This window comes from Chryseobacterium sp. c4a (genome assembly GCF_009900745.1).
GTDB lineage: Bacteria > Bacteroidota > Bacteroidia > Flavobacteriales > Weeksellaceae > Chryseobacterium.
On record NZ_WXVU01000002.1, the window covers coordinates 308,365 to 324,363 of the forward strand.

The following is a 15,999-nucleotide window of genomic DNA, read 5'->3' on the forward strand; positions in this document are numbered from 1 at the left end:
TTTCGAGTAACAGAGTTTGGGGTGTTTATGGTTCGGGATGCGTGTTTGGTGGTTTGTTAAAGAAAATCAGAAATGGATCGATCTTGTTGGCTCTCGTATCTTCTATTTTTAGCTTCACCAATTTTTTGTTTAGTATAGATACTATTGTGACCTGAAAGAAGATAAGAAACAACGCAGGCGATTGCTATGTAAATACCACATTCTGCCCCGAATAATTCAATTCCCATCAGCATACAGGCTAATGGAGTGTTGGTTGCTCCTGCAAATACGGCTACAAATCCCATTCCTGCCAATAATCCAAAAGGCAATGGAATAAATAGGGATAATGCACTCCCTAATGTTGCTCCAATAAAAAATAATGGAGTCACTTCACCGCCTTTGAAACCTGCTGAAAGGGTAATAATAGTAAAAATCATTTTTAGAGCGAAATCATAAAGTGGAAGCTGCTTTTCAAAAGATTCCAGAATTACGGGTACTCCCAGCCCAATGTATCGTGTGGTGCCCATGAACAGAACAGCTAGAGCAATAATAATACCTCCCGCAACCGGGCGAAGTGGCGGATATTTAATTTTTGATTTAAAAATAGAACCCGTCCAATGGATGATTCTGCTGAATGCTGCAGCACAAATTCCAAAAGCAATACCAGCTAAAATACTATACAAGATAGGAAGAAACTCTAGTTTAGGAATAAAATCAATATGATAATGAGTGTGTTTAACATTCCAGAGATTGGTGACCCAGTCTGCAAGTATTGCCGATGCAAATGCCGGAAATAGGGCATTATATCGTATTCTGCCAATTAGAAAAACCTCAAGCCCAAACACAGCACCTGCTAAAGGAGTTCCAAATACAGAACCGAATCCTGCGGCAATAGCAGCAATAATTAATATTCTTCTTTCACTTTTATCAAGCTTAAAGGGTTTGCTGAGTTGATCCGCAATAGCAGCTGCCATCTGAAGAGCTGTCCCTTCACGGCCGGCAGAACCTCCAAAAAAGTGAGTAGCAATAGTTCCTAAGTAAACAAAAGGAGCCATTTTGAACGGAATAATTCCTTTAGGTTCATGAATCGTATCAATGAGAAGATTATTTCCAGCTTCTACATCTTTTCCCCAATAATAATAGATAAGGCCAATTAAAAAACCGGCAACAGGAAGTAAAGCAATCAGCCACAAATGACTTTCTCTGAAATTGGTTACCCATTCCAATGATTGTAAAAAACCAGCAGATGCACTTCCTACCAAAGCTCCTATAATGATACTGATCAAAAGCCATTTGCCAATATAAGGCAGTGCCGGAAATTTTCTAAAGAAAAATTGAGTTTGAAAAACTACTTTTTTAACAAGTGTTCGTTGATTTTTTGACATAATAATCCTGATTAGTTATTGTTTAATAATCTCTCAATCAGGCGTCATCAGCTTTTGTAAAGCGGTTGGGTAAGGAAGAACACCATTTCCTTTTAGTGGTACAAAGATATAAATTATGATTAAAAGATAAAAGATAAAAGATAAAAGATAAAAGATAAAAGATAAAAGATAAAAGATAAAAGATAAAAGATAAAAGATAAAAGATAAAAGATCTTGTCGTTAAACAACTTTTATCTGTGTACATATACATGAGGATATCAACATCAATAGGGGCGGGCTTTAGCCTGGCCGCTCAATAAATAAAATAAACCAATTCATTGGCTTTAGCCAAAACCTAAAGACATCACGTGTATTTAACCAGAATATTCGGACAAAATCCAGAGGGATTGGTACTATTTGTTAATAGATAGGATAATGCGCTGCCTTATCTATTTCAATAGGATTGTTGTATTTTCTGATTACTTCCTGCATGTTCTTGGTCTGAGTATTTAGCTCATCTACATTATGAATTTCTTTACCGTTGATGTTAATTTTCAGTTCATTATTAGATTTGCTGAAATTGTTTCTTTCAAAGGCAAAGGGATCATTATAAAACTCCAGAATCAGCTTTTGTTTTTGCTTTTCGTTGATAGGAATTGCTTTATTTCCAAAATTGGATTCTAAGAAATCTTCAGTAGCGTATACTTCCGGTAGTTCATTGCTCTTTACAAGATGATAGATGAAATTTTTCTTAGTATCCGATAATTCAAAAATCAAACCGGGTAAGCCACGCAATTTGAAAGGCCCTTCATAAAAGGGAATATCTTTACAAAACCATGCAGTCCAGTTTCGTCCTCCAAATTTGGTCGTTGCTTTTTGGAGGGTATAGCTTTCTGTTTTTTTAGTGTCATTGGAAATTGTCCAATTGATTTTATCTGTAGTTTTAAATGAATAATATCCATTTTTGATATTGATGAAATTTTCATTCTCAAAAGAATTAATCTTTCTTTTCACCACCTGACCTGTCATATCTGTATAACTAGAATTCATTCCGAACTTCTTGTTCAGAGAATCTGTAGTTGCGAGGTCTTTTCCATAGAATTTCACTTCTTTCGGACTAATATCAAGAATCATATTCAGCTTTTCATGGCCAGCTTCTGTAGAATCCATCTTATACTGAAGTTCATAAATAAACCTATGAGTTTGTGACTTTAGAAAAACCATCAACAGAATGGCTGTGATTGTGAGAATATTTTTCATATTATACTTGAAATGGGTGGATACTAAATTAGATAATCCTAATGTGTTGTACAATAAAATAATATGAAAAGTATTGTGGGGAACTTTTGGTTTTAATTTTGAAAGGAATTCCTGCAATCAATTATCATCATCCCAAAAACTAACCCCCGGCAACTCGAATCTCATACCTCCAACTTTTATAAAAAAGGTTTCATCTCATCTTCAATCTGTGTTCTTAGTTCCATCAAACGTTTCGCATATTGTTCCTGTTGTTTTTGTTCTTCAGTTTCAGGAATCCATTTGGGAACCGGAAGTTTTTTCCCATTTTCGTCTACAGCTACAAAAACAATGATGCAGTGCGTTTTTTTATCGAAAGTAGGTTGCTTCAGGTTTCGGGAAAAGACATTGATCGCAATATGCATACTTGAACTGCCGGTATAGATGACCTGTGCGTCTACTTTTACCACCTCACCAATTTTTATAGGTTCATAAAAGCGGATTCCTCCCACATATACGGTTACTGAATAATTTCCACTCCAGGTAGTAGCACACGCATATCCTGCCTGATCAATCCATTTCATAACGCTTCCGCCGTGTACATTTCCACCATAATTAACATCTGAAGGTTCTGAAATAAACTGAAAAGTAATAGGTTTGTTCTGCATTTTTATAAAATTTTAATAAAGTTATTTAATAATTTCCAAAGTTTTAGATTAAATCCTACTTTTGAAAGATTAAATAATAATGAAGCAGAATTTTAACCAATAAAAGACTTAAGAATAGCAATGAAGAAAGTATTTTACCTGAACACCTGCGATACCTGCAGAAAAATTTTAGCACAATTCGATCTTACAGACTGGGAACTTCGTGAGATTAAAAAGCAACCTATTACTCAAGAAGAATTAGAAGAAATGCATAAACTGGCAAAGTCGTATGAAGCTTTGTTCAGCAAAAAATCTACTCAGATTAAATTGAGAGGCCTGGATGTAAAATCTTTGGGAGAAAAAGATTTCAAAGAATTGTTACTCGATCACTATACCTTCTTAAAGCGCCCTGTTTTTATAACAGATAAAGAGATCTTTATAGGGAATGATAAAAAGAATGTTGAAGAATTACAGAACTTTTTTGGAGTAAACTAATGGAGTGTACCACATAAAGGTACAAGGTTATTATATATTCTGTCCGGAACCATTAATGGTTCCGGACAGTTTTTTAGCAGGGGTTATTTTCCAACCAGAATATTGTATTCTTTAGGAATTTGAACACCTTTAAAATGATTAGTGAAACCATAGAAAATGAGAATCGTTGTCAGTATGCCTATAAGTAGAATACCTTTGGATTGTTTTGCTGGAGAAAGAGATAAAAAGGAGGTCTGCATTTTTTTGTAATGGATAGCAGCGATGTGTCCGAAAAAAGAGAGAATGGCAAGGGTGTAATAAGGAATGAAAAATAATTGAGTCGGAAATGTATTGATTCCTGCAGCTCCAAAATAAAAATTGGTATCCAGATGCAGACAAAATCTACCGATCAAGACAGCAGATACGTGAATAATCAGAAAAAATGCTAAGTACAAACCAGACCAGATCTGAAGCTTTTCAAAATTGGAAGTTGTCGTTTTTCGCAGGGTTCTGAAAAGACTAAGCCCTGAAATGATTTGAATGATCACTGCCAATAGTAATATACTTTCACAAACAGTATTACGGTATATTTTTCTGAATATATTCATCACTTCAATATGTTGGTTGATACCTAAAATACTGCATAAGTGATTAAAGAGGTGAAGACCGACGAATATTGAGATTATTAATCCTGAAAAATAATGTAGGTTTTTGATTTTCATTGTAAATTTCTTTGTTTTCAAGTTGGAGTTAATTTGCACTTTTATGAGTTGAACAAAGATAAATAGAGACTTTCTGGGAAATCTTAAACCAGTTTAAGAAAACTTCTATATGTGAAGATCTGCTGTATATTGTGAAAATATTATCAGAATTTAATGCCTGATTTTGTCATAAATAAAAAATACACTTAGGATATGGATAGAACGATTTGCTGTATCTGCTATTAAATAAAAAAACGGCTGGAAATTTATTTCCAGCCGTTTTTTTATCTTGTTAAAACAATTATACAAAAGGAGCTTTCACCACTTTTGCAGGAATGTTCTTGTTTCTTACCTGAATGAAGATTTCAGAACCTAATTTGAAATGAGGTTTGTCCACATAAGCAAGACCTAAACCGATCTTTTTCATTGGAGATTGAGTTCCGGAAGTTACTTTTCCAATTACATTTCCTTCAGCATCTACAACAGGGTAGTCGTGTCTTGGAACTCCTTTATCTGTTAATTCAAAAGCAACTAATTTTCTTGTAACACCTTCCTCTTTTTGTTTTGCGAAAGTATCTTTAGAAACGAATTCCTTATCGAATTTAGTGATCCATCCTAAACCAGCTTCAATTGGAGAAGTTGTATCATCAATATCGTTTCCGTATAGACAGAATCCTTTTTCAAGTCTTAAAGTATCTCTTGCAGCTAATCCACAAGGAATGATTCCTTCTGCCTCACCAGCTTTCATTACTTCATCCCAAAGTTTTTCTGCGTTTTCGTTTTTGAAATAGATCTCAAAACCACCGCTTCCAGTGTATCCTGTGTTGGAAATAATGATATCATTTACTCCTGCTACACTTCCTACTGTAAAGTTATAGTAAGGAATCTCAGAAAGATTTACATCAGTAAGTTTTTGAAGAATTTCAGTAGCTTTAGGGCCTTGAACTGCTAATAATGACATATCATCAGAAGCATTGGTCATTTTCGCTCCGAAAGTATTGTATTTTGCGATATGGTTCCAGTCTTTATCAATATTGGAAGCATTGACTACTACAAAGTATTTATCGTCCTCCATTTTGTAAACGATAAGGTCGTCCACGATTCCTCCATTTTCATTCGGAAGACATGAGTACTGAGCTTTTCCGTTTTCAAGAGTATCTACATTATTAGTTGTTACAAATTGTAAAAGATCTTTTGATCCCGGACCTTCGATAAAAAACTGACCCATGTGGGAAACATCAAACAATCCTGCTTTTTCTCTTACTGCAAAATGCTCCTCCGTTACTCCTGAATATTGTACAGGCATTTCAAAACCTGCGAAAGGTACGATCTTAGCTCCCAAGGAAACATGTTTGTCGTACAAAGCTGTTTTCTTCATATTTAATTTTTATTTCTTTATTTTAAAACTGTTAAAAGTCTCATTGAATAGGGTCATATAGTTTCCGTTCCAGAATTTCTGGCCACAGTTAATGGTTACCAGATACAAGTCTTTTTCCTTCTGAAAAGCTCTTGTAATCCAGAATAATTTTTCTTTTTCATCAAAATATTCGTAATAATATTCTGTGTATCCCTTTTTACTTCTGCTTTCCTTTACCTTTTTCTCATCATCTGGCGACTTATAAAGAGCCAGAATGAATTTTTTCGTTTCGGCTTTAGGAAGATTCAGATCGTGGTACTCGGAAATGGTAATGGCACCAATTTCACTGGTCGGAAAAATATTGACGATGTCACTATCATTAGTAGATCTCCAACCTTCCGGAACGTTGATAGAGTAGTTGGGGCTATCGTAAGCACTTGCCTTTTGTGCAAAGAACAAACCTCCTGATAACATAGTAGTAAAAAGAAGTATTTTTTTCATCGTTAAAAATGGTGTTTATATTCATTAAGGATGATTTTGAACCATTCTGTAAAATGTTCAGGATTTTCAGAAATTTCTTGATCGAGATCTTCAAGAGAAATAAATCTTACTTCCTCCACTTCCTCTTTATTCAAATTAAAGTCTGATTCATAATGTCCTACAAAAACATGATCTAGCTCGTGCTCCCAAAGATCACCCCCTACATCTGCTTTGTAAATAAAGTTGAATTTTTCTGATAGTTCAGTCTCAATTCCCAGTTCTTCTTTCAGTCTTCGCTGGGCTCCGGCCAAATAAGTTTCCCCAATTCTTGGGTGTGAACACACTGCATTGGTCCATTGATTGGGAGAATGATATTTTCCTGACGCTCTTTTCTGAAGCAGCATTTCACCTTTGCTGTTGAACAGAAATACAGAAAAAGCACGGTGTAACAGGCCATTAACGTGAGCCTGCTGTTTCTCCATCAAACCCAAAACTACATCATCAGGATTTACTAAAACTACAAATTCTTCCATTTCTACAAATGTAAGTGTAATAAATGTATTTTGGAAATTTTTCGGAAAACATTCTATCTTTTGAATGAATAGAGAAGAGAGTTAAAAAGAAAATTTGAAATTTAAAGTAAGATTCATTAAATCCTCAAATATTCTCAATTTCAAGACCTAAAACTAAAATTGTAAATGAAAAATTTTAATCAGAATGCATAAAATAATGAATAAAATGTTTATATTATTTATCAAATAACGATTTTTATAGTAAATTTTTAACTTAAACTAAGATTAATACACCTGGTAGGTATAAAAGCCGTAACTTTGTTACACAAATTTTCGTGATGGAATTAGAATACATAGAGCACATTAGTCCTATTCTGAAGGATGGAGTTAAAAATTACTTAATTGATATAGACGGAACCATTACAGATGACGTTCCTAATGAAGAACCCGAAAGAATGGTTACCTGTGAACCATATCCTGATGCTTTGGAAACCATTAATAAATGGTATGATGAAGGGCACCAGATTTGTTTCTTTACTTCAAGAACGGAAAACTTAAAACAAATCACCATCGATTGGCTGGATAAAAATGGTTTCAAATACCATAGCGTACTCTGCGGAAAACCTAGAGGAGGTAATTATCACTGGATCGATAATCATTTGGTAAGAGCTACAAGATACAAGGGAAGATTTACAGACCTGGTAGAAAAGCAAGTAACCATTGAAGTATTCAAAGAAGACGAAGAATAAAATAATATAATGAAAGATTTAAAAATTAAATGGAGTATATCCTTTAATTTTTAAATCTTTCTACTTTTAAAACATAGTTGTATTTATGAAAGTTTTAGCTAATGACGGCCTGGATCAATCTGGAATTGATGCATTAACAGAAAAAGGATTCGAGGTTATTACTACAAAAGTTCCACAGGAATTTTTAGTAGATTATATTAATGAACACCAAGTGCGTACTTTATTGGTAAGAAGTGCTACGCAGGTAAGAAAAGATATTATCGACAATTGTCCTTCCCTTGAGATTATCGGAAGAGGAGGAGTAGGAATGGATAATATTGATGTAGACTACGCAAGAGAAAAAGGACTTCATGTCATCAATACACCGGCAGCATCTTCAGAGTCTGTGGCTGAACTTGTTTTTGCACATTTATTTTCCGGAGCTAGATTCCTTCAGGATTCCAACAGAAAAATGCCTTTAGTAGGGGATACTGAATTTGCTGGACTTAAAAAAGCATACGCAGCAGGAATTGAACTAAGAGGAAAAACTATTGGAATTATCGGAATGGGAAGAATTGGCCAGGAAGTAGCGAGAATTGCTCTTGGTCTTGGAATGAGAGTTGTTGCAGCGGATAACAATGTAGGAAGAGCAAGTATCAAAGTGAAATTCTACAACAATCAGTTCATCAACGTAGATATAGAAACAGAACCTTTACAGGAAGTTTTAAAACATTCTGACTTTATTACGCTTCATGTTCCGGCTCAGAAAGATGGATATATGATTGGTAAAAATGAGTTTGATAGCATGAAAGATGGAGTAGCAATCGTTAACTGTTCCAGAGGTGGGGTAATTGATGAATCTGCTTTAATTGAGGCTTTGGATTCTGGAAAAGTAAGATTTGCCGGACTGGATGTTTTCATTAATGAACCAACACCTTCTAAAGAAATCCTTAATCATTCTAAAATCTCTCTGACACCTCATACGGGTGCTTCTACTCTTGAAGCTCAGGATAGAATCGGACTTTCTCTGGCAGATCAGATTTCAAGTATTTTACAGATTCAGTAATTGAATTCATAAGATAAAAATAAAAAGCACCTTCAATGAAGGTGCTTTTATATTGTAAACTGTTAAAGAACAGATTATATATTGTTTTTGCTTTTCAACAAATCTCTGATCTCTGCTAATAGCTTTTGATCATCTGTAGGTCCGGCAGGAGCAGGAGCTTCTTTTTTGTTAACTTTATTAGCTCCTTTAATGATGAAGAAAAGAACCATCGCAATACACAGAAAGCTAATTACCGCAGAAAGGAAGTTTCCATAAGCAACACCGTTCCAGGTAAGTTTCGCAATATTTTCTGCACCTGCAGCTTTAAGCGCAGGGTTTAAGATCAAAGGAGTGATAACATCTTCCACCAATGATGAAACAATTTTACCAAATGCTGCACCGATGATTACACCGACAGCAAGATCGAGAACATTTCCTTTAAAGGCAAACTCTTTAAATTCCTTAACAAATCCCATAATTTATATTTTTTTTAATTAGTATATACACAAAAATATAATTAAAAAATGTAAAAAACGTTCCTTTCTAGAGTTTTTTATTCAAAAAAGTTAGAAATTTAAACTAAAAGTAAGCATCACAATGGATTGCTTTTAATCATAAATCTCAACTGTTTTGGGACTTCTTAAGGTTGGTTTCTGAATAAAAGTGGTGGGATACCAATATTTTTTCTGAAGGTGTAAGTAAAACGAGACGGCGTTTCGTAACCTAATAAATAAGCAATTTCAGCTATGGGCCAGTCCGTGAGTTTCAGTAGAATCTTAGCTTCTTGTAGGATTCTTTCTGTAATGATTTCGGAGCTGGTTTTGTTTCGGGTACTCTTTATGACCTTGTTTAGATGGTTAATTGAAATGAAAAGTTGTTCAGCAAAATCCTTCGGCTTCTTGAATTTAATAAAATCTGTTTTGGTATGAATGGGAAACTGCATGGCGAGGAGTTCTTCAAAAAGAATTGCGATTCGGTGGCTGGCATCATTTTTTATAATGGTAGGAGGAATAGCTTTCATTTTTAAAGTAGCATGAATTATGCTAAAGATCAAGTTTCGGATAGCATCAAATTTAAAACTGTAATCTGATGCAAGTTCTTCATGCATTGCATTCAAAATACGTTCAAATTCCTCATACTGAAGTTTTGTTAAACTGAAGAAGTTTTCCCGGTTATTCTGAAATACAGGGTAATTTTTTATAGATCCGAAATGGCTGAAAAATACTTCATTAAAAAGACAAAAGTGTTCATGGATAGGATTTTCGCTTTCTTCCAGTAAGAAAGGAATCATTGGATTCACAAATAATAAGGCATACTGATCTATTTCAAGTGTTTTACCAGCATAATGACATTTGCATTTTCCCTTGATCAGCTTGATTTTATATATACTTTTACGCCAAAAAGATAATTGTGAAATGATTTCGCCCCGTTTTTGTAAGGTGTCAATTTTAATTACATCAAAATAGCCTGTATCCCAAGAAGGAAGGGATGGAGGCTCAATGTTTTTGTGTTTGTAGAATTCAGCAATAGCCTTAAAATCATTCATATTACAAATGTATTAAAATAGAAATGAATAAATTATTACGGATTGATTTTCGATAGATATGGCTTGATTGCAGATATTTTAATGTTGAAATGTATAATAATTTTGGAGAAGATTTAACAGAAAAACAAATTATTATGAGTGTAAAAGATTACAGAACCCTAGGGAAATCCGGATTAAGAGTAAGTCCTCTTGCTTTAGGTACAATGACTTTTGGGGAAGATTGGGGATGGGGAACAAGTCCTTCCGATGCGTACCAGATACTGGAATATTATATTCATCATGGAGGAAATGTTATTGATACGGCTAATATTTATACCAAAGGGCATTCTGAAAAAATTATCGGTGATTTTTTAATGAAAAAGAAAGTCCGTCGGGATGCATTGGTTTTGTCTACAAAATTTTGGGGAAATATGTTTCCTCACGATCCTAATGGTGGCGGGACCGGAAGAAAGGCTGTCATCCAATCGGTAGAAGGTTCTTTGAAACGTTTAAAAACAGATTATATCGATCTGTATTGGATGCATGCTTTTGATCCTTATACTCCGATTGAAGAAACTATTTCGACACTTGATCATCTGGTGAAACAAGGAAAGATACGTTATATTGCTATATCAGATACGCCTGCATGGAAGATTACGGAAGCTCAGATGATTTCAAAGTTTCGGGGATGGGAAGCTTTTATAGGACTGCAATTGGAATATTCATTGTTGGAGCGATCCGTAGAAAATGAACTTATTCCTATGGCTTTGGAAATGGGATTAGGGGTGATGCCATGGTCACCTTTAAAAGAAGGTATATTGAGCGGGAAATATATTAGAGGAAACAAAGGTGAAAAAATAAGCGACAGAAACGATAGAATAAACCCTGAAATTTCAGAATCTGCCTATAAAATTATTGACAGACTTTATGAGCTTGCAAAAGAGAAAGAGGTCGCTGTTTCTGCGGTTGCTATTGCTTGGGTAATGTTACAGCGGGGAGTAACGTCAACTTTACTAGGTGCCAGAACGTTAAGTCAGTTAAAGGAAAATATGAAAGCTTCAATGTTGGAATTATCAACAGAAGAATTAGAATCGTTAAATGTATTGTCTCAACCTTCTTTACCTTTTCCCTATAATCTTCTGGAGGGAGCTAAAGATTTACTGCAGGCAGGTACAACCATTAATGGAGTAACCTCTAATGTTGCGGAAATTTTGCCACAGAACGATCAGGAAAGGTATGACTAAAATAGTTTGTAAAACAATAAGAACTGATGCTATGGTAGATGCATTGTTTAAAAACCATGTTTTGTTTGATTAAAATATAGAATTGATAATGAGAAATCTTTTGTAATTTGCTTAAAAGTTAGATGTATTCTTATGAAAGTTTTTACCACACAGCAAATCAGGGATTGGGATCAGTTTACTATTTCTACTGAACCCATTTCCTCTATTCAATTAATGGAAAGAGCTTCAATGGCTGTTGCCAATTGGCTTTCTGAACATTGTAAAATCCATAGAAGAGTAGTTTTGTTTTGTGGTAACGGAAATAATGGCGGCGATGGGTTGGCTGTAGCGAGAATGCTGTATCTGAAGGGTTTTGATGTGGATGTTTTTATAAAAGACTTCAAAGGAGAGTTCTCGGAAGATGCATTGGTAAACCTTAAAAGGTTGGAAAGTATTTCCGGAGTCTCCGTTCGAACCTTCAATCAGATCGAGCATTACAAGTTTGATGATAAAACCATAATTATTGATGCCCTTTTTGGAACTGGATTATCCAGGCCTTTACATGGAGAATATAAAGATCTGGTAGATGGGATCAATAAAAAAAATCATATTAAAATAGCATTGGATATTCCTGCTGGATTACCTGTAGATGGTATTTTTGATGACAATTTTTCTGTTTTGAAAGCTGATTATACACTCACATTCCAGTGTTGGAAAAGAAGTTTTCTCCATCCGGAAACAGGAAAATATACAGGAAAAGTAATTGTTTTGGATATTGGTTTAAGTAAAGATTATAATGAGGCGACGAAGACTGATTATTTTGTAATAGATGAGCGCTCTGTTAAAAGTTTTTTTAAATCTAGAAACGAATTCGCACATAAAGGAAATTACGGTAAAGTTATTATTGTGGGAGGAAGTTATGGGAAGATCGGAGCGGTTGTATTGGCTACAAAATCAGCTTTGAAAGCAGGTGCCGGGCTTACTTTTACATTCGCTCCTCGATGTGGATATGAAATTGTACAAATTTCCTGTCCTGAAGCAATGTTTATAGAGGGCGGAGAACAATGGATAAAGGGTTTTAATATCGATAAAGGAACCACCATAGGAATTGGGCCTGGTTTGGGAACCCATGAAGATACCCAAAAAGGGCTCTTGGCTTTTTTGGAAGATTATCATACTCCATTAGTATTGGATGCGGATGCGTTGAATAGTATTTCTGAAGACCATAAAAACCTTCAGCTGATTCCGAAAAAATCAATTATTACTCCTCATCCTAAAGAGTTTGAAAGGCTGTTTGGGAAAACTGAAAACTCTTTTAAGCGGTTAGAATTAGCCAGAGAAAAGGCTAAAGAATTCAGTCTTTATATTGTCTTAAAAGATCATCATACGCAAGTGGTTACTCCTGAAGGAGATGTTTACTATAACCTGACCGGAAATGCCGGACTTGCCAAAGGAGGTAGTGGAGATATTCTGACCGGAATTCTGACTTCTCTTTTAGCACAAGGATATTCAGAACAAGAAACCTGTATCTTAGGCGTTTGGTTACATGGAAAAGCTGCTGATTTTGCAGCAAAAAAACACTCAAAAGAATCTATGCTTCCAACAGATGTAATGGATGAATTGGGAAGTGTTTTTACCGAATTAAATAAAAAAACAGAGCAGAATTTATAAGATAGCCGACTGGACTTCCTCAAAGTTTAAGCCTAAAAAAGGCAAACCTGTAATGAAACAAATTTGCCTTTTATATTGTTATGCTAAGATCTGAATGTTTTGATTATTCAGGTTTTGCATTTTCAGACTCAGTAATTTTAAATTTCTTAGACACGATCATGATGATTACTCCGGCAATCATAAATGGAATAGATAGAACTTGTCCGGTATTTAAACCTCCAATCTGGATAAATTCATCACCTTGCGGCTCTTTCAAGAATTCTACAAAGAATCTAATCGCCCAAAGGATGATAAAGAATAGACCAAATAACCATCCTTGCTGGTATTTTTTATCAGTTTTTCTATAAAGAATCCATAATAGAACAAAGAGTGCAACATAGCCTACCGCTTCAAATAACTGACTTGGGTAGCGTGGAACTGTAAGTCCGTATTCACTGCTTTGTTGAGGGAAAAGTAAAGCAAACGGAGAATTAGGATCTGCCGGTTTTCCTACGATCTCTGAATTGAAGAAGTTCCCCATTCTTACAAATGCACCTCCTAAAGCCACTACAATACCTAATCTGTCATATACCCAGAAAGGGTTTTTCTTGATGATCTTAAAGGAGTAATAAAGAGTGGTAAGAATCAATGCAATGGTTGCTCCATGGCTTGCTAATCCTGAAAATCCGGTGAATTTAATTCCGTTTTTGGTGCTGATAGGAAGAAATACACTCCAGAAATCTTCTTTAAATAATTCCGGCTGATAGAAAATAACATGTCCTAATCTTGCACCAAGAATAGTTCCAATTAAAGTCCATGTGAAAAGAGGTTCCAGGTATTTTTGATTAACATGGTCAATTTTAAAGATTCTGGTCATTAAAACATATCCAAAACCAAATGCAAAGACAAACATTAAGCTGTAAAAATGTAAGGTAAACACTCCAAGATGAATTCCCTTAGAAGGATCCCATATTTTAAAGGATGTTTTAAGAGCAACTTTATCAGATTCAGCAATAGGTTTTGCAGATTTTACCGCATATTTAAATGTTGTAATATTATCTTTGGTAACCGCAGCGTTGATCAGTTTGAAGTTTTTATCGAAAAACTGGTATTGCGATTCCTTGAATCTTGCCAGTGTTGAAGAACTGTAAGTGTAATAAGCAGGCTCAAAATTGGATTCATTAAGGATAACCAGAACATTGTCTTTAATTCCTCTATCCGGAAAAGCACTAAGGTCTCCCAATTCTGTCGTAGAATAGATTTTTACAGGAACATTGTTGCCGTTGATATCTAAAGTTCCGTCAGATAAGCCTCCAGGGTATTCCTGTGCAAAAAGGCACTGAGTAACCAATGCAAATATGACAAGGTAAATTCTGAAAAAAATATTACTCATTTTTCTATTGATTTAATAGTTTGTTTTTATTTATGGTTGTGTTTTGGGGGAACAGGGTCATAGCCACTTCCTCCCCAAGGATGACATCGTAAAATCCTCTTAAATCCCAGCCAAAATCCTTTAAATACACCATGAACCTGTAAAGACTCTATCATATAATGAGAGCAGGTAGGTTCGTAACGGCAATTTTTAGGAAGTAGGGGCGAGATGAACCATTGGTAAAATTTTATCAAAATTACCAAAGGAAATGTAATGATTTTATTGAATGTAAGTTTCAAAACAATGCAAAAATAGGGTAAAAAAATGAAAATTAGTTTAATTTTGTTATAAGTTTCAGAGCGTAGAAATCTGAAATATTGATCTAAAAAAATAAAAGTACTTTGAATCAAAATATTCCATTAGCAGAGAAATTAAGACCTAAAACACTGGAGGATGTATTGGGACAGGAGCATCTTACTGGTGAAAAAGGGACGATCAGGAAGATGATCGAAAATAATACTCTGAATTCCCTTGTCTTTTGGGGGCCTCCGGGAACAGGAAAGACTACATTGGCAGAAATTATTTCTGAAAGCTCAGGACGAAAATTTTATAAGCTATCAGCCGTTTCTTCGGGAGTGAAAGATGTTCGTGATGTGATTGATGATGCTAAAAAACAGAATTTGTTTTCAGGAAAATCACCAATTTTATTTATCGATGAGATTCACCGCTTCAACAAATCCCAGCAGGATTCTCTATTGCATGCTGTAGAGAAAGGCTGGATTGTCTTGATTGGAGCTACTACAGAAAACCCAAGTTTTGAGGTGGTGTCTGCCTTACTTTCCAGGAGTCAGGTGTATGTACTGAAAGCTTTAAGCTATGAAAAACTTGAAGAGCTCATTGATATTGCTTCTGAAAGATATAATAAAGACGAAGGAACGGATTTTAAAATTCTGGAAAAGGAAGCCTTCATTCAGTATTCGGGCGGTGACGCAAGGAAATTGATCAACTCTGTAGAATTGGTTTTAAATCAGTATAAAAATTCAGAAACCAAAGAGATCATCAATTCAGATGTATTGGAAGTACTTCAGGAGACGATGGCCTTGTATGATAAAAATGGTGAACAGCATTATGATATCATTTCAGCGTTTATCAAATCTATGCGTGGAAGTGATCCCAATGGAGCAGTCTATTGGTTGGCAAGAATGATTGCCGGAGGTGAAGATATTAAGTTTATTGCAAGAAGAATGCTCATTTTAGCTGCTGAAGATATTGGACTGGCAAATCCTAATGCATTGGTGATTGCCAATAACTGTTTTCAGGCTGTAAATGTTATTGGAAATCCTGAAGCAAGAATTATTCTCAGTGAGACTGCTGTATATCTGGCTGTTTCTCCTAAAAGTAATTCCGCATATATGGCGATTAATGAAGCGCTAGCATTGGTAAAACAAACGGGGAATTTACCTGTGCCACTTCATTTAAGAAATGCGCCTACTAAGTTGATGAAAGATATGGATTATGGAAAAGAATATAAATACGCCCATTCTTACGAAGGTAATTTTGTAGAACAGGATTTTCTTCCGCAGGAGATCAAAGATGTGAAATTATATGAGCCTGGAAATAATGCTACAGAGAAAAAAATCTATGAAGAGCTTAAGAAAAAATGGGGAAAGAAATATTAAATAAAGAAGGATAGCAATGAATGCTAT

At 34.9% G+C, this 15,999-nt stretch carries 17 protein-coding genes and 1 riboswitch; of the genes, 6 read left to right on the top strand and 11 right to left on the bottom strand.

Annotation, left to right across the window (positions count from 1 at the left end):
- Positions 1–56: 56 nt before the first annotated feature.
- From GTR01_RS05705 to GTR01_RS05715, 3 genes are all read right to left on the bottom strand, one after another.
- Positions 57–1,364, bottom strand: a complete 1,308-nt coding sequence (locus GTR01_RS05705) for a voltage-gated chloride channel family protein (RefSeq protein ID WP_185155096.1) — start codon at positions 1,362–1,364, stop codon at positions 57–59.
- 31 nt (positions 1,365–1,395) lie between these two features.
- Positions 1,396–1,463: riboswitch (Fluoride riboswitch) on the bottom strand.
- Between the two features lie 300 nt (positions 1,464–1,763).
- Positions 1,764–2,603, bottom strand: a complete 840-nt coding sequence (locus tag GTR01_RS05710) for a GLPGLI family protein (protein WP_160136897.1) — start codon at positions 2,601–2,603, stop codon at positions 1,764–1,766.
- Between the two features lie 176 nt (positions 2,604–2,779).
- The gene (locus tag GTR01_RS05715) at positions 2,780–3,247 is read right to left on the bottom strand and encodes an acyl-CoA thioesterase (RefSeq protein ID WP_160136898.1); all 468 of its coding nucleotides are present in this window, start codon (positions 3,245–3,247) and stop codon (positions 2,780–2,782) included.
- Positions 3,248–3,367: 120 nt separating this feature from the next.
- Here GTR01_RS05715 and GTR01_RS05720 point away from each other — a divergent pair, with 120 nt between their 5' ends.
- Entirely contained in the window at positions 3,368–3,721 is a 354-nt protein-coding gene (locus tag GTR01_RS05720) for an arsenate reductase family protein (RefSeq protein ID WP_160136899.1), read from the top strand.
- Between the two features lie 83 nt (positions 3,722–3,804).
- Here the strand turns inward: GTR01_RS05720 and GTR01_RS05725 are convergent, their stop codons facing one another.
- The 4 genes from GTR01_RS05725 to idi form a co-directional block, all read right to left on the bottom strand.
- Complete coding sequence (locus GTR01_RS05725) at positions 3,805–4,422, bottom strand: hypothetical protein (RefSeq protein ID WP_160136900.1); 618 nt, start codon at positions 4,420–4,422, stop codon at positions 3,805–3,807.
- Positions 4,423–4,702: 280 nt separating this feature from the next.
- Positions 4,703–5,779 carry a glycine cleavage system aminomethyltransferase GcvT gene (gcvT, locus tag GTR01_RS05730; protein ID WP_160136901.1) on the bottom strand — a complete coding sequence of 359 codons (1,077 nt, stop codon included), beginning with the start codon at positions 5,777–5,779 and terminating at the stop codon, positions 4,703–4,705.
- Positions 5,780–5,788: 9 nt separating this feature from the next.
- Complete coding sequence (locus GTR01_RS05735) at positions 5,789–6,259, bottom strand: hypothetical protein (RefSeq protein ID WP_160136902.1); 471 nt, start codon at positions 6,257–6,259, stop codon at positions 5,789–5,791.
- A 2-nt stretch (positions 6,260–6,261) separates the two neighbouring features.
- Positions 6,262–6,771 carry an isopentenyl-diphosphate Delta-isomerase gene (gene idi, locus GTR01_RS05740; RefSeq protein WP_160136903.1) on the bottom strand — a complete coding sequence of 170 codons (510 nt, stop codon included), beginning with the start codon at positions 6,769–6,771 and terminating at the stop codon, positions 6,262–6,264.
- 317 nt (positions 6,772–7,088) lie between these two features.
- On the opposite strand from idi, the gene GTR01_RS05745 reads away from it, so the two are divergent.
- Together GTR01_RS05745 and GTR01_RS05750 are read left to right on the top strand one after the other, a co-directional pair.
- Positions 7,089–7,499: a phosphoheptose isomerase gene (locus GTR01_RS05745; protein ID WP_160136904.1), complete on the top strand. Its 411-nt coding sequence runs from the start codon at positions 7,089–7,091 to the stop codon at positions 7,497–7,499.
- Between the two features lie 85 nt (positions 7,500–7,584).
- The gene (locus GTR01_RS05750) at positions 7,585–8,544 is read left to right on the top strand and encodes a D-2-hydroxyacid dehydrogenase (protein ID WP_160136905.1); all 960 of its coding nucleotides are present in this window, start codon (positions 7,585–7,587) and stop codon (positions 8,542–8,544) included.
- Positions 8,545–8,618: 74 nt separating this feature from the next.
- On the opposite strand, the gene mscL is transcribed toward GTR01_RS05750, so the two are convergent.
- Both mscL and GTR01_RS05760 read right to left on the bottom strand, forming a co-directional pair.
- Entirely contained in the window at positions 8,619–8,999 is a 381-nt protein-coding gene (mscL, locus tag GTR01_RS05755; protein WP_068942591.1) for a large conductance mechanosensitive channel protein MscL, read from the bottom strand.
- A gap of 164 nt (positions 9,000–9,163) precedes the next feature.
- Entirely contained in the window at positions 9,164–10,069 is a 906-nt protein-coding gene (locus GTR01_RS05760; RefSeq protein ID WP_160136906.1) for a helix-turn-helix domain-containing protein, read from the bottom strand.
- Between the two features lie 134 nt (positions 10,070–10,203).
- Here GTR01_RS05760 and GTR01_RS05765 point away from each other — a divergent pair, with 134 nt between their 5' ends.
- Both GTR01_RS05765 and GTR01_RS05770 read left to right on the top strand, forming a co-directional pair.
- Positions 10,204–11,292: an aldo/keto reductase gene (locus GTR01_RS05765; protein ID WP_160136907.1), complete on the top strand. Its 1,089-nt coding sequence runs from the start codon at positions 10,204–10,206 to the stop codon at positions 11,290–11,292.
- 132 nt (positions 11,293–11,424) lie between these two features.
- Positions 11,425–12,942: an NAD(P)H-hydrate dehydratase gene (locus tag GTR01_RS05770; protein WP_160136908.1), complete on the top strand. Its 1,518-nt coding sequence runs from the start codon at positions 11,425–11,427 to the stop codon at positions 12,940–12,942.
- A 103-nt stretch (positions 12,943–13,045) separates the two neighbouring features.
- Here GTR01_RS05770 and lgt read toward each other — a convergent pair whose 3' ends face one another.
- A complete protein-coding gene (gene lgt / locus GTR01_RS05775; RefSeq protein WP_160136964.1) occupies positions 13,046–13,894 on the bottom strand; it encodes a prolipoprotein diacylglyceryl transferase in 849 nt (282 codons plus the stop codon).
- A gap of 446 nt (positions 13,895–14,340) precedes the next feature.
- Positions 14,341–14,592 carry a membrane protein insertion efficiency factor YidD gene (gene yidD, locus GTR01_RS05780; RefSeq protein ID WP_185155097.1) on the bottom strand — a complete coding sequence of 84 codons (252 nt, stop codon included), beginning with the start codon at positions 14,590–14,592 and terminating at the stop codon, positions 14,341–14,343.
- A 102-nt stretch (positions 14,593–14,694) separates the two neighbouring features.
- On the opposite strand from yidD, the gene GTR01_RS05785 reads away from it, so the two are divergent.
- Positions 14,695–15,972 carry a replication-associated recombination protein A gene (locus GTR01_RS05785; RefSeq protein WP_160136909.1) on the top strand — a complete coding sequence of 426 codons (1,278 nt, stop codon included), beginning with the start codon at positions 14,695–14,697 and terminating at the stop codon, positions 15,970–15,972.
- Positions 15,973–15,999 lie beyond the last annotated feature (27 nt).

What these genes read in the sequence shown, in the direction of transcription:
- GTR01_RS05705 (WP_185155096.1), bottom strand. Translation starts at nt 1,364, where the DNA reads ATGTCAAAAAATCAACGAACACTTGTTAAAAAAGTAGTTTTTCAAACT.
- GTR01_RS05710 (WP_160136897.1), bottom strand. Translation starts at nt 2,603, where the DNA reads ATGAAAAATATTCTCACAATCACAGCCATTCTGTTGATGGTTTTTCTA.
- GTR01_RS05715 (WP_160136898.1), bottom strand. Translation starts at nt 3,247, where the DNA reads ATGCAGAACAAACCTATTACTTTTCAGTTTATTTCAGAACCTTCAGAT.
- GTR01_RS05720 (WP_160136899.1), top strand. Translation starts at nt 3,368, where the DNA reads ATGAAGAAAGTATTTTACCTGAACACCTGCGATACCTGCAGAAAAATT.
- GTR01_RS05725 (WP_160136900.1), bottom strand. Translation starts at nt 4,422, where the DNA reads ATGAAAATCAAAAACCTACATTATTTTTCAGGATTAATAATCTCAATA.
- gcvT (WP_160136901.1), bottom strand. Translation starts at nt 5,779, where the DNA reads ATGAAGAAAACAGCTTTGTACGACAAACATGTTTCCTTGGGAGCTAAG.
- GTR01_RS05735 (WP_160136902.1), bottom strand. Translation starts at nt 6,259, where the DNA reads ATGAAAAAAATACTTCTTTTTACTACTATGTTATCAGGAGGTTTGTTC.
- idi (WP_160136903.1), bottom strand. Translation starts at nt 6,771, where the DNA reads ATGGAAGAATTTGTAGTTTTAGTAAATCCTGATGATGTAGTTTTGGGT.
- GTR01_RS05745 (WP_160136904.1), top strand. Translation starts at nt 7,089, where the DNA reads ATGGAATTAGAATACATAGAGCACATTAGTCCTATTCTGAAGGATGGA.
- GTR01_RS05750 (WP_160136905.1), top strand. Translation starts at nt 7,585, where the DNA reads ATGAAAGTTTTAGCTAATGACGGCCTGGATCAATCTGGAATTGATGCA.
- mscL (WP_068942591.1), bottom strand. Translation starts at nt 8,999, where the DNA reads ATGGGATTTGTTAAGGAATTTAAAGAGTTTGCCTTTAAAGGAAATGTT.
- GTR01_RS05760 (WP_160136906.1), bottom strand. Translation starts at nt 10,069, where the DNA reads ATGAATGATTTTAAGGCTATTGCTGAATTCTACAAACACAAAAACATT.
- GTR01_RS05765 (WP_160136907.1), top strand. Translation starts at nt 10,204, where the DNA reads ATGAGTGTAAAAGATTACAGAACCCTAGGGAAATCCGGATTAAGAGTA.
- GTR01_RS05770 (WP_160136908.1), top strand. Translation starts at nt 11,425, where the DNA reads ATGAAAGTTTTTACCACACAGCAAATCAGGGATTGGGATCAGTTTACT.